Origin of the sequence: Chryseobacterium camelliae, assembly GCF_002770595.1 — a bacterium.
In the GTDB taxonomy this organism is placed as follows: domain Bacteria; phylum Bacteroidota; class Bacteroidia; order Flavobacteriales; family Weeksellaceae; genus Chryseobacterium; species Chryseobacterium camelliae.
In genome coordinates this window covers 1-13152 of record NZ_CP022986.1, presented here as the reverse complement: position 1 = coordinate 13152, position 13152 = coordinate 1, and the positions used below count along the sequence as shown (strand labels likewise).

The 13152-nt window shown below is 34.0% G+C and carries 12 protein-coding genes, 1 tRNA gene and 1 pseudogene; 9 read left to right on the top strand and 5 right to left on the bottom strand.

What is annotated here, in order from left to right:
- The first annotated feature begins 164 nt into the window (after window positions 1–164).
- From CGB83_RS00060 to CGB83_RS20370, 6 genes are all read left to right on the top strand, one after another.
- The gene (locus tag CGB83_RS00060) at window positions 165–782 is read left to right on the top strand and encodes a hypothetical protein (protein WP_100073925.1); all 618 of its coding nucleotides are present in this window, start codon (window positions 165–167) and stop codon (window positions 780–782) included.
- Window positions 783–925: 143 nt separating this feature from the next.
- Window positions 926–1013, top strand: a tRNA-Ser gene (locus tag CGB83_RS00055).
- A 439-nt stretch (window positions 1014–1452) separates the two neighbouring features.
- The gene (locus tag CGB83_RS00045; RefSeq protein WP_100073924.1) at window positions 1453–4527 is read left to right on the top strand and encodes a type I restriction endonuclease; all 3075 of its coding nucleotides are present in this window, start codon (window positions 1453–1455) and stop codon (window positions 4525–4527) included.
- Window positions 4527–6149: an HsdM family class I SAM-dependent methyltransferase gene (locus tag CGB83_RS00040; protein ID WP_100073923.1), complete on the top strand. Its 1623-nt coding sequence runs from the start codon at window positions 4527–4529 to the stop codon at window positions 6147–6149. Before CGB83_RS00045 ends, CGB83_RS00040 begins: the two co-directional genes overlap by 1 nt.
- Window positions 6136–6876, top strand: coding sequence for a restriction endonuclease subunit S (locus tag CGB83_RS20375; protein ID WP_185117392.1), 741 nt, complete (start codon window positions 6136–6138; stop codon window positions 6874–6876). The genes CGB83_RS00040 and CGB83_RS20375 overlap by 14 nt, the downstream gene beginning before the upstream one ends.
- Window positions 6869–7081 (top strand): hypothetical protein, encoded by a 213-nt coding sequence (locus tag CGB83_RS20370; RefSeq protein WP_185117391.1) that lies wholly within the window; start codon window positions 6869–6871, stop codon window positions 7079–7081. Before CGB83_RS20375 ends, CGB83_RS20370 begins: the two co-directional genes overlap by 8 nt.
- 280 nt (window positions 7082–7361) lie before the next feature.
- Here the strand turns inward: CGB83_RS20370 and CGB83_RS00030 are convergent, their stop codons facing one another.
- Both CGB83_RS00030 and xerA read right to left on the bottom strand, forming a co-directional pair.
- Complete coding sequence (locus CGB83_RS00030; RefSeq protein WP_100073922.1) at window positions 7362–7985, bottom strand: restriction endonuclease subunit S; 624 nt, start codon at window positions 7983–7985, stop codon at window positions 7362–7364.
- Between the two features lie 4 nt (window positions 7986–7989).
- Window positions 7990–8982, bottom strand: a complete 993-nt coding sequence (xerA, locus tag CGB83_RS00025; RefSeq protein WP_100073921.1) for a site-specific tyrosine recombinase/integron integrase — start codon at window positions 8980–8982, stop codon at window positions 7990–7992.
- Between the two features lie 29 nt (window positions 8983–9011).
- Here xerA and CGB83_RS00020 point away from each other — a divergent pair, with 29 nt between their 5' ends.
- Window positions 9012–9773, top strand: a complete 762-nt coding sequence (locus CGB83_RS00020) for a restriction endonuclease subunit S (protein ID WP_100073920.1) — start codon at window positions 9012–9014, stop codon at window positions 9771–9773.
- An 861-nt stretch (window positions 9774–10634) separates the two neighbouring features.
- Here the strand turns inward: CGB83_RS00020 and CGB83_RS00015 are convergent.
- Window positions 10635–11036 carry a VOC family protein gene (locus CGB83_RS00015; protein ID WP_100073919.1) on the bottom strand — a complete coding sequence of 134 codons (402 nt, stop codon included), beginning with the start codon at window positions 11034–11036 and terminating at the stop codon, window positions 10635–10637.
- Between the two features lie 120 nt (window positions 11037–11156).
- Window positions 11157–11633, bottom strand: coding sequence for a DinB family protein (locus CGB83_RS00010; protein ID WP_100073918.1), 477 nt, complete (start codon window positions 11631–11633; stop codon window positions 11157–11159).
- A gap of 284 nt (window positions 11634–11917) precedes the next feature.
- On the opposite strand from CGB83_RS00010, the pseudogene CGB83_RS20410 reads away from it, so the two are divergent.
- Both CGB83_RS20410 and CGB83_RS20405 read left to right on the top strand, forming a co-directional pair.
- A pseudogene (locus tag CGB83_RS20410) lies at window positions 11918–12067 on the top strand (VOC family protein); the annotation flags it as partial.
- 110 nt (window positions 12068–12177) lie between these two features.
- Window positions 12178–12384: a hypothetical protein gene (locus CGB83_RS20405; protein WP_228420195.1), complete on the top strand. Its 207-nt coding sequence runs from the start codon at window positions 12178–12180 to the stop codon at window positions 12382–12384.
- A gap of 241 nt (window positions 12385–12625) precedes the next feature.
- On the opposite strand, the gene CGB83_RS20045 is transcribed toward CGB83_RS20405, so the two are convergent.
- On the bottom strand, window positions 12626–12784 hold the full coding sequence (locus CGB83_RS20045) for a hypothetical protein (protein WP_157761253.1): 159 nt from the start codon (window positions 12782–12784) through the stop codon (window positions 12626–12628).
- Window positions 12785–13152 lie beyond the last annotated feature (368 nt).

The window sequence follows — 13152 nt, the reverse complement described above, 5'->3', positions numbered from 1 at the left end:
ACAGCCTTTATTTTTTTAACGCCTTTCTTTCCCAGGTCGTCGTTTAAAGTCTGTTAATCATCATCTGTCAAAATTCATAATCTAAAATTTAAAATCTATAATCATTGTGACCTTGCTCATACTATAGTCTGCCCATTTCTTGTAATTTTAAACAAACAATCAATATGAAGCCTAAAAAGATATCGGGTGTTCCGGCACAACAACGGGGAGGCTTCCACGATACGGAAAGCCTGAAAAATTTCGACAGTCCGGAAAAAGCCGCAGAAAAATTCCATCTGCTGAAAGAGCGTTTCTTCGCCCTCGGCGAGTGGAAAAGTTACTGTGGTAAAGGTTCAGCAGACTTCCGCCTTTATGACTCAGCCGGAAATCCTGTGCAGCGCATTCCCAAGATCGGAGATTTCATCAGGATCGACATTCCCGGACCACCGGACCAGGCAGGAAAAGGCTTTGACTGGGTAGAAATTACTAAGATTGTCCATAGAAATGATGATCACGAAGAAAGCATCCTGATCACTTCCAGGCCATGCAGTAACCCGCAGGAAAAAGACAATCGATATATCGCCCACTTCTACTCGGAAAAGGCCACTTCCACATTTCTTATTTCCCATTCGGGCTCCACGCTTAAAACAGGTATTTACGGCCGCAACGAATCGCCCAACTTCAATGCGAAACTGATGGATAAGATCAGGAACCTGATGATCGCCTTCGGCGGTATCCTGGGGTTTTCAAAAATACAATGGAAATGTATTGCAGACGGACTGCTGGACTTCAACAGCAACTAGCATCTGCACATCAAAGCATACTATATTTTATTGGATATCAGCTCCTTTCGATTTAAAAGTCTTCAGCTGCCAAAAATATTTTTGTAATACAATAAATAATCCTATATTTGCACCACTGAAAACGGAAGTATGCCGGTATTTAGGGAGAGTTGGCAGAGTGGTCGATTGCGGCAGTCTTGAAAACTGTTGACTGTAACAGGTCCGGGGGTTCGAATCCCTCACTCTCCGCCAGGTTAGAAACCAAAATAAGCTAAAACGCTGTAAACATTGATGTTTACAGCGTTTTTTGTTTTAGTGCGGATATTAAAAAAAATCAAAATTTCAGCCGTTTCCGAAATCCGGTTAGTATTTCCCGCGATGAGGTAATGCGCATCAGTAAATCCACTCAAAAGCCACCTATCATAAAGGCCTGAAAACCTTTATTCTTCGGGCTATATTGATTATCAGCCGTCTTATAATCCGTTTCAGGGAAGCCAGGTGGTGATGTTGGATTTTGGTGGGGAGTTGAAGGGTGGCGTTAGGTGAAAAAAAAGTAATTCAAAGATGCTAAAGACTATAATTATTAAAGATATGTGGTTGTTGACAAGATATTATTTATAAAGTATTCCTTATAAAGTGCTTTTGTAATTAGTCGTTTTAGTATCTTTAAGACTTAAAACTAAATTAGCCAATGTCTTTCAACGAAGATTCCCGAGTTAAAATACCAGCCATCTTGCATTTGTTGCGACTAGGCTATCAATATATTTCTTTAAAAAAACAAAACAGGATAGAAGAAAATAATATTTTCCCTTCTATTTTTTTACCTAAGATTGCCGAAATAAATAGCATTTCTGAAGCAGAAGCACAAAGGTTTTTGGATGAGATTAATTTAGAATTAGATTTTGAGGATCTTGGAAAAAAATTCTATGAACGTTTAACATCGACTTCCGGTATTAAATTAATTGATTTTGAAAATTTTTCAAACAATGATTTTCACATCACAACTGAATTAACCTGCAAATCCGGCGATGAAGAATATCGTCCGGACATTACAATTCTCGTTAATGGAATACCATTAGCTTTTGTAGAGGTGAAAAAACCTCATAATAAAGATGGAGTTATCGCTGAACGTAGACGCATCAATGAAAGGTTTGGAAATAAACATTTTAGACGTTTTGCAAACATTACTCAACTTATGGTATTTTCCAATAATATGGAATATGAAGATGGCTTAGTTGAGCCCATTTTTGGAGCTTATTATGCAACTTCTGCTTACTCCAATATATCATTTAATTATTTTAGAGAAGATTTAGATTATCTTGTAAAAGAAAGATTGTTAGAGTTAAGCGAGGACAAAGAATTGGACATTTTAAGAGATAATAATTTGATTGTTATTAAGCATAACCCAGATTTTATCACTAATAAAAGTGAAAATAGTCCTACCAATAAAATTCTTACTTCTCTTTTTAGCAAAGAGAGATTACAGTTTATTCTTCAGTTTGCAATTGCTTATGTGAAAGAAGAGAATATAGGTAAACCCGTTTTTCAAAAGCACATTATGCGCTATCCTCAAATTTTTGCAACTCAAGCAATCGCTTCAAAAATTGATTTAGGGCAGAATAAAGGAATTATCTGGCACACTCAAGGTTCAGGTAAAACTGCATTAGCTTTTTATAATGTTAAATATTTAACTTATTATTTTGCAAAAAAGAAAATTATTCCAAAATTTTATTTTGTTGTAGACCGTTTAGATTTATTAGAGCAAGCTGCAACAGAATTTTCTAACAGAGAACTTTGTGTAAAAAAGGTTAATTCAAAAGCAGATTTTGTTGAAAGTTTAAAAACTATAGGAGCTATCCACAATAATAGTGGTAAATCTGAAATTACGGTTGTTAATATCCAGAAATTTTCTGAAGACGCTACAGTTTTAAAGGATTTAAACTATGATATAAATGTTCAAAGAATCTATTTTTTAGATGAAGCGCACCGTTCATATAATCCGAAAGGAAATTATCTTGCAAACCTTATTAATTCTGATAAAAATGCAATCAAAATTGCACTTACCGGAACACCATTATTAAAGGAAGTTGCAAAAGATTATGATTCAAAACTACTTTTTGGAAATTATATCCATAAGTATTACTACAATATGTCTATTGCTGATGGATATACGCTCCGATTGATAAGGGAGCAAATAGAGGGTAATTTTAAAATGCAAATGCAGAATGTCATTGATGAGATTAAAGTTTTACGTGGTGATATTTCTGCAAAAGACATTTACAAAAATACAAGGTTTGCAGAGCCATTATTAGATTATATTTGTAATGATTTAATAAAATTCCGTAAAGATCAGCAAGATGCTACTCTGGGAGGGATGGTAGTTTGTGATTCTGCAGACCAGGCAAAGGAGTTATTCCGTTTGTTTCAGAAGAAATATGGCGAACAGGAAACAGATGCAAGCATATTGATGGTTGCAGAACCAAAAGCAAAATATGGCTTAAAAGATGAACCAAAATTGACTGCCTCTTTAATTTTATACGATGAAAATGACAAGCTGGTTCGAAAAGAACTTATAAAGGCGTATAAAAAAGGACACGTCGATATTTTGTTTGTTTATAATATGCTGTTAACAGGCTTTGATGCTAAACGATTGAAAAAATTATATTTAGCGCGGGTCATACAAGATCATAATTTATTGCAGACACTTACAAGAGTTAATCGTCCTTACAAAAAATACCGATACGGATATGTTGTAGATTTTGCTGACATTTCAAAGGCCTTTGATCGCACCAATAAACTCTATTTTGATGAATTGCAGGAACAGCTGGGTGACGAAATGGAAATGTACTCTCATCTATTTAAATCTGAAGAAGAGATTAGACAAGAAATTGAAGAAATAAAAGATACATTATTTCATTATGACACAGTTAATAAAGAAGTGTTTTCTCAACAAATTGCCGAATTAAATGACAAGCAAGAACTTCTTAGACTTGTAAAGGCTTTACGAACTGCAAAAGAGTTAAAAAATCTAATTGCCATAAATGGCTATGAAGCTTTAAAAGGCTTAACAGATTTTGAACTTCTCAATCGTCTATTAATTGAAACGCAAAATCGACTTGACAATCTCAATCTTGTAGAAAGCATCGGAAACGAAGAAGCTAACCGAAATCTTTTAACTGAAGCTTTAGAGGATATAATTTTTCAATTTGTTAAAGTCGATGAAAGTGAATTGGTACTTGCTGATGAATTTAAAAACATTCTACGGAAAGCCAGAGAATCTCTACAAACTAATTTTGATCAGCTAGATTCTGAATTTGTAAGTCTAAGAGCTGAATTAGAAAGAATTTTCAAGAAAAAAAATCTTAGTGAGGTGACTCAGGAAGATATGGTAGAAAATATGCATCTCCTTCAGAAAATCTATGACCAGGCAAAAGAATTAAACCGAAAAAACGCCTTGCTAAAAGCTAAATATGACAGTGACGATAAGTACGCCAGAATTCATAAACGTTTATCAGAAAAAGGAACTTTAAACACAAAAGAATCACAGCTTCACCGGGCATTGATGCAGGTTAAACTCCAAGTTGATGAGACAATTACCAATCAGGAGGAAATGGTAAAAAATGAAGCTTATTTTAAGAGATACCTGATGCAAATTGTAGTCAATGAATTTAAGAAAAAAGAAAATATAGGTCTTGACTTTTCAACGACAGAAAAAATAAATCAATTAATTTCGCAAGAATATTTACAACAATATCAATATAGATAATGACTCAAGATATAAACTTTATTACTAAAACAAAATCTTTAATCGATAATCTTAAAAGTGTATGTGCCAATTACGGACTCGGAAATGACGGAAATGAATTCAAGATTATTACGCAAATATTTCTATATAAATTTCTTAATGATAAATTCCGCTTTGCGATAAAAGAAGAGCAACCTCAACTTGCAGATGCTGAGAATTTTTCTAAAGCACTTCGTGAGATGAGTGATGACGAGTATCAGTTTCTACTGGCAAGCTTGGATCCTAATATTCCAAGATTACATCCTGATCATTTGATTTCGCATTTGTTCGCAATTCAAAATGACAGTGATTTTGGAAAAACATTTGATGATACTTTAAGACAAATATCAATTGAAAACGCTGATGTGTTTTCGGTAAAATCATTTAGTGGTGCAAAAGATACATTGTTTGATGAGCTTACTCAGTTCATCTCTGATGCTTCTCAACGTGATGCTTTTGCAAAAGCATTGATTAATAAATTATTTGAGTTTTCTTTTGAAGAAATGTTTGTTCAAAAATATGATTTCTTTGCAACTATTTTTGAATATTTAATTAAAGATTACAACACAGATAGCGGTGGTAAGTATGCTGAATATTATACACCACACGCTGTTGCCCGTATTATGGCAAAAATTCTTGTGCCGGATGAAGTAAAAGGTGTAAAATGTTATGATCCAAGTGCAGGATCGGGAACTTTGTTAATGAGTTTAGCTCATCAAATTGGTGAAAAGAATTGCACAATCTATTCAGAAGACATTTCACAGAAATCGAGCAATATGTTACGTCTAAATTTGGTTTTGAACAGCCTTACGCATTCAATTCCGAATATCATTAAAACTAACACCATTGCACAGCCTTTTTATTTAGATACAAAGTTTGACTACATCGTTTCTAATCCACCTTTTAAGTTAGACTTTTCTGATTTTAGAGATGATCTTGAGAAAGATGCTTTTAAACAAAGATTCTTTGCCGGAATTCCAAATGTTCCGAAAAGCAAAAAAGAATCAATGGCAATTTATCTTTTGTTTATTCAGCATATTATGCACAGTTTAAGCGAAAAAGGTCAAGCAGCTATTGTTGTTCCAACAGGTTTCATTACTGCTCAAAGTGGGATTGAAAAGAAAATTCGTGAAAGGTTAATTAGTAATGGTTGGCTTCGGGGTGTAGTAAGTATGCCAAGCAACATATTTGCAAGTACAGGAACCAATGTCTCAGTATTATTTTTTGATAAAAGAGCAGATAGCGAGCATATTATTTTAATGGATGCTTCTAAGCTGGGCCAAACAGTGAAAGAAGGCAAAAATCAACGTACTGTTTTAACGCCCGATGAAGAAGCAAAAATTGTGGAAACCTTTAATCAAAAGCAGGCTGTTGAAGACTTGTCTGTTGTAGTAACAAAAGAACAAATTGCTGAAAAGAATTATTCTTTTTCTGCAGGGCAATATTTTGAATTTAAAATAGAATATGTTGATATTACTCCAGAAGAATTTGCTGAAAAAATGCGAAATTTTGAAACTAATTTGCAAAGTCTTTTTGCGGAAGGAAATGCTTTGGAAATAAAAATTCAGGAACAGCTTAAAAGTTTGAGATATGATGGAAATTAAACTAAAAAATTTAATTAAAGAAATATCTATGGGACCATTTGGGTCTGATATTAAAGTTGATAATTTTATTGATATAGGAATTCCTGTTTTGAACGGTTCAAATTTAACTAATCATAAACTTGTTGAAGATAGTTTTAATTATATTTCTGAAGAAAAGGCAAATTCTTTAGGAAAAGCAAATGCTAAAAGGGGAGATATTGTAATTACGCATCGTGGAACATTAGGTCAAGTTTCATTTATTCCTCATAATTCAAAATATGATCGTTATGTTATTTCGCAAAGTCAATTTAGAGTAAGATTTAATGAGAATTTAGATCCAATTTACTTTTCTTATTTAATGAAAAGTAAATATGGCCAAAGTAAGTTATTATCATTTAAAAATCATGTAGGGGTACCTGCACTAGCACAAGCTACTACAAATTTTAAAAACTTAGAGATAAAAATACATGATAAAATAATACAGAAAAAAATTGCTTCTACTCTTTCATTATTAGATGATAAAATAGAACTCAACAATCAAATAAATGATAATTTAGAGCGTATGGCAAAAACGCTGTACGACTATTGGTTTGTGCAGTTCGATTTCCCTGACGAAAACGGAAAGCCTTATAAATCAAGCGGTGGCAAGATGATTTGGAATGAAATTTTGAAAAGGGAAATTCCGGAAGGATGGAAAGTAACTGTATTTAATGATTGGATAGAAAAACAAAGACTGGAGATTGGGTAAAGATAAGATTGAGGGTAATTATACGGAAAAAGTTTATTGTATTAGAGGTGCTGACATTAATGGATTAAACGGCAAGGGTGAAGTTAAAGCACCCCAAAGATATATTCTAAAAAATAATATATCAAAGGCTCTAAAACCAGATGATTTTATTGTGGAAATTCAGGTGGAAGTCCATCACAATCTACTGGAAGAATCGCCCTTTTAACTGAAAGTACATTTGAAAGATTTGATTCAAATATTATATGCTCAAACTTCTGTAAAGCTATTTCTTTAAAAGAGAACGAGTTCTCTTTCAATTTCTTACAAGAATGGCAAAGGTTATACGATGCTAATGTTTTTTTGGATATGAGGGAAAAACTAGCGGAATTAAAAACTTTCTATTTGAATCCTTTATGGAGTCTTATTTCGTAATAAACCTCCGAAAGTATTAGTTGAAAGATTTTATAATCAAATAAAAAATATAGAATCTAAGAAGCAATCCAACCTTAAACAAAACCAACAACTTTCCCAACTACGAGATTGGCTTTTACCAATGCTGATGAACGGGCAGGTAAAAGTTGAATAAAATAGTAAGATAAATTATCATTTATTTGATTGTTTAAATTAATTTTATTGTCAATATCAGTTAGGATATTGGCAATTTCTTTTTGTACAGAATGTTTTTGAGAGTAGTTAACAACCACGTTAAATAATCTCTGCTTGTCAAATTCGCCTTGTCCTGTACTTCCATCCATAAAAGTTTGTAATTGCTTTTCTATAGAAAAAAGATTGTAATTCAAACATTTAGATTCAAAGTAGTCATTAGTTCTAATTACTAAAATATGAGAATCAATAATTACCTTTTTATTTTGAGGCAGCTTCTCCACAAAAGCAACTCGACCTGCCGTTCCTTGGCCTGTAGAATTTATTAGAATATCTCCAACTCTCAGAAACTTATCTTCATTATAGTGTTTTTTATCATCTATATATTGAGCAAATGAGTAATCTATTTTATTATGACGAATACATTTCTGATTTAAAACAATTATGGAGCTTTCTCCAACATATTTTGGTGTTACGCCTTTTCCATAATAGGTAAGAATCGAATCTACTCTTCTTGAATTATTCATAATCTTAACTAATAAATTTTCGGTGAGCAATTTTCACATTAGCCTGATTTACCATTGCATAATGTAATGTTGTATCAATTTTAACATGACCTAATAACTTCTGAACCTGTTCGATAGGCATTCCTTTATCGATTGCCATAGTCGCTAGAGTTCTTCTGAATTTGTGAGGATGTACTTTATTTATTTTGGTTTTTTGTCCCAGTTTCCGCAATACATTTTCAATTCCACCAATAGAAAGTCGCTGATTAGGCTTTGATAAAGAAACGAATAAAGCTTCATTATCATCTTTTCTTGTTTGAAGATATTCTTTGAGATGAATCTTCGTTCTTGCATCAAAGTATACTTCACGCTGTTTATTTCCTTTACCTGTTACGATACAAGAACGCTCGTGGAAATCAATGTCCTTAATATTTATTTTTACAAGCTCACCAACTCTAATACCAGTCGAGCTTAACATTTCGATAAGGGTTAAATCTCTTATTTGCTTGCAGTTGTCTCTAAGTATTTCTATGTCTTCATCACTAAGTACCTCCTTTATAGTTCTGGCGGTCTTAACTTTATGAATCCTTCTTACAGGGCTTTTTAAAATATAATCTTCATCTTCTAACCAAGAAAAAAAACTTGAAAATATTCTACGAATATTATCTATAGTGACTTTACTCGATTTTTTTGCTTCCTGATATTCTGAGAGATAGAATCTTAAATCATTAGTAGAGATTTCTGTAACTTTCTTTTTTAGTTTTTGAAACAGAGTGTCTATGGTCGAAAAATAATATTTTAATGACTTTTCAGAACAACCTTCCACTTTTTTGGATGAAATGAATAAATTTAAAACGCTTGTATTATCAGTTTCCAACTTATCTTCATTACTTTTTTTTGGTGTAACCACCACAGAATGAAAAGATTGATGTATTACCTTTTCAAGAATCATTAACTGTTGAAAGTTTAAAACTGTTTGCATTGCATTAATTATTTCTTGCTTCACTAATTCCTTCATTGTACTTAAATTTTTGAAGCCGCAAAGGAATGAAAAACAAAAATAGCCATAGTTGTACAATAAATGATAATTTAGAGCGTATGGCAAAAACGCTGTACGACTATTGGTTTGTGCAGTTCGATTTCCCTGACGAAAACGGAAAGCCTTATAAATCAAGCGGTGGCAAGATGGTTTGGAATGAAACTTTGAAAAGAGAGATTCCAGAAGGTTGGGAAATTAGAAAATTAAATGATTGTGTTAGTTTAATAATAGATTATCGTGGAAAAACTCCAAAGAAATTAGATGCTGATTGGTCTACTAATAATGATGATATCATCGCAATATCTGCAAAACATATTAAAAAAGGAAAGCTTGTAAATCTTAGTGAAGCTAATCGTGTTAATGATTCATTATATAATAAATGGATGAAAGAAGAATTAAGCGAAGGTGATATCTTGATGACTTCAGAAGCGCCTTGCGGTGAGTTTTTTTACCTTATGGGAGATATAAAATACTGTTTAAGCCAAAGAGTTTTTGCTATAAGATCAAATATAAAAATTTTAAGTCACACATATCTATATTATGAGTTATCAATCGGAAATGGTTATTCGCAGATTTTAGGAAAAGTAAGTGGTAGTACTGTCTTTGGAATAAGACAAGATGAATTAAGAACAGTTAATTTATTAATTCCTCTTATATCATTACAAAAAGAGTTTGAAAAGAAATTCTTTCCATTTATTACAAAATCAGAATTAATGAACAACAAAACCAACAACTTAGCTCTCTCCGCGACTGGCTTTTACCTATGCTGATGAACGGACAGGTAAAAGTTGAATGAAATAGTAAGATAAATTATCATTTATTTTAGTCAAAATAATTATTCTATAGTATTAACGTAAAAAATAAAAACAGAAACCAAAGATACTTCGCTTCCTAGCCCAACTACTAAATTCTGTCAAGGTCAAGTCCTCCGTATTTTCAGAAAAACTTTTTACGTATAAAAATCTGATCAAAAATTTTTCCAAAAACCTTTTAGAAATATTTCAACTGAGAAATTTCAGGTACAGAGAGAAAGACTAAATTCCCTTTACCATATTAACCTCTGCCCTATTTGCTTCCAGAGATATCGATAAAAATTTGTACCGATTTTTTTCATAAAACATAAAAAAACTAACAGCATCCTAAATTATATTCTCTCTCAGATTACATGGATAAATAGAATCACGCAGACCTCAATACCAAAAGAAAATCTGGGAAATCCGGGAATACTCAAATAAAAATATCAGGCTATGATATATTTACGTATATTTAGATATTCCGGAAATATCCGGATAAGTAAAACAAACTAATACAAACATCCCATGAAAAACCTGGCAAAACTATCAAAAAAGCTTACCAAAAAGGATCTGAAAACAATCGTTGCAGGTAACAGTCCTGATTTATCATATCCCATGTGTAAACCTAAACAATGCGAAACTTTGGATGCCAAATGCGATTACCAGAGCTGCCCTCCTCTATTTCCTGACCCGGAATAAAAAATGATCACAGAAATCCTGTATGGAAATATATTCTTAGAATGATCGCATCAGACGTTTCAAATTCAAAAATATCGGAGAAAGATCCACTTGAAAAAAATATAAAAATTAATGAGGAATTGAAAACATTTTGAATCCTTAACCGGCGTCAACCGTTCTCTCAATCAGATCCCATAAATTACCGTATAAATCTTTGAATACGGCCACGGTTCCATACGATTCAACGATGGGCTCACGGACGAATGAAATTCCATTCGCCAGCATGGACTGATAGGATTCATCAAAGTTCTCTGTTTCGAGGAACAGGAATACCCTGCCCCCACTTTGATTGCCCACGGATGATCGTTGTTGTTCATCCGCTGCCTTAGCTAAAAGGAGACAGCATCCGAAGGAACCGGGAGGCTTAATGAGTACCCATCGTTTGGTTTTTGAAAGGCAGGTATCTTCCACCAGATCAAAGCCTAATTTTTGGAGGTAAAAATCAAGCGCTTCATCGTAGTCCCTGACGAGAAGCGCGATATGAATGATGGACTGTTTCATTTTATATACTGAATGTAATGGGATTGATTTTTCCTACCGGAAAACTTCCATTTCGTTATGCTTTCAGCTAACTGATTTGTTTAATCCTGACAATAAAAGTCAAAAAGCGAGCAACAGAAGTTACTTTTTTAAATACTTGACAGAAATACCCAGCTGCCCCAGATGGTACAAGTCGTGATGGATAAGCCCCTGCACAAAATACCGGAAATCTTTTCCATAATCGGCTGAAATGGTATCGAGAAAGGTGTCGTCTTTACCGTTCAGGATGTCGATGATTTCCTGTTTGCTTTGATACAGTTCTTTTTTTAGCGCTTCCCATCCGGCGGGACGCAATTCATCATTGGTTTTCCAATTGGAAGGGTCATCAAGTTCCAGACGAACCACTGCCCCCTTTAGCCGGCCCATCACGGCCCTGCGCCAGACAATAAGGTGTGAAATCAATTCCGCGGGACTGTGCAGATCAGGAAGCGGCCGGGTAAACGCATCCGTTTCACTGATCTGTTCGAATTTCTTTGCAAAAGTTTCGTCCAGCCATACATCGCCGTCATGCAGGTCATTGAGTTGCTGTATAATATCTTCGATCAGGGTTGTTGCCATAGTTTGTGATTATCAGTCTATAAATTACGAAAATTTTCCGGATGTGAAATGGTTTCAGGCTTCAAAAAGATTCGGTCACTATATCCATGATCAGATTTCTCCATAAGGAAAGCATGATCAATCATTGCACCAGAACAAAAGAGTGCATATAGTCTATTATTTAATTGTATGAGCAGAATTGAAATTTACTATTGAACAGGTTAATATTAAAATTACGTAAACCTGTATATTTGGCTGATCAGGATATCACACATCCGTAATGTTCAATAAAAAATGTACAGAAAATGATAGAAGGATTATATGAAACGCATATTCAGGTAAAAAATTTAGAAAAGGCTGTTCAGTTTTACACTCAGGTACTGGGGTTACCATTGGCGCATTATGATGAAACGAGGCCGATCGCTTTTCTCTGGATCGGGGAACATAAAAAAGCAATGCTTGGGTTGTGGGAACAGCCTGAGAATGTACAGAAACGGCATTTTGCTTTCAGCTGTTCCAAAGATTTTATCTACACACGGCCAACACTTTCCTTGAAAACAACGGATTGCAGGCGTATAATTTCCTTAAGAATGGTACCCATGCGCCTATGGTCTTTGCCTGGATGCCGGCTCTTGCGCTGTATTTTGATGATCCGGACGGAAACCAATTGGAATTCATCCATGTCCTTGAAGGCGAAGGCAAACCGGAACTGGGTGTTATAAGCTACGAAGAGTGGATCAAAGTCAATTCAAATGATCATAAAGAACAGTGAATTAACCGATAACGATTCATAGATTAATTGCCGATCGCGAAATTTCACCCCGGACATAAGTATTAATTTTTGCAGAAATCGAGATTAAATTTTTTGCGTTTTTTTATTTTTAGCAGCTTATAAGCTCTTTCGATCACATCCGTACTTTTGCTGTCGGCAGGAACAATTTCCTTATCCCGCATCTGGCGGATCGCTTTGTTGTCTTTTATGTAATACCGGTATTCGGTTTTGATATCGGGGCCTATGGCGGGCCTCCGATGATGATCTCTATGGCGAAAATAAGCCTGCCCTGCTTAAAATAGTATTCGGTTAGTGTATAAGCATCATCCCGGATAAATTTCTCCGTTATCTTACGGACTTCTTTGCCGTTTGAATAATAAATTGTTTCGCCTTCGTCCACGCAGGGTAAATCCTCATAAGCAAATCGGTGTGCTTTTAGCTTTAGGCCGTTAATTTTTTTGTATTCTGCCCGTATAGCCTCTATATCCTCAGAAGCAACGGAAGAATTAATAACCCGCCCAGTATTGATAGAGGATGAAATAGGATGAGTAGAAAAAATAAACTGACTGTAAATATCAGAGTTAAAATAAGAGTGGCCTGTATTTTATGCATAGGATGTAACTGATTTTAAATATAACAATATGTAATGATTATGAGAAAGAATCTCAGCCAAAATATATTCCATAAAGCATGATACTGTGCCAGATTACTGAAAAACATATACAAGACCATTTCGGACGTAAACATTATTCTTTGAGATGGGTGGAT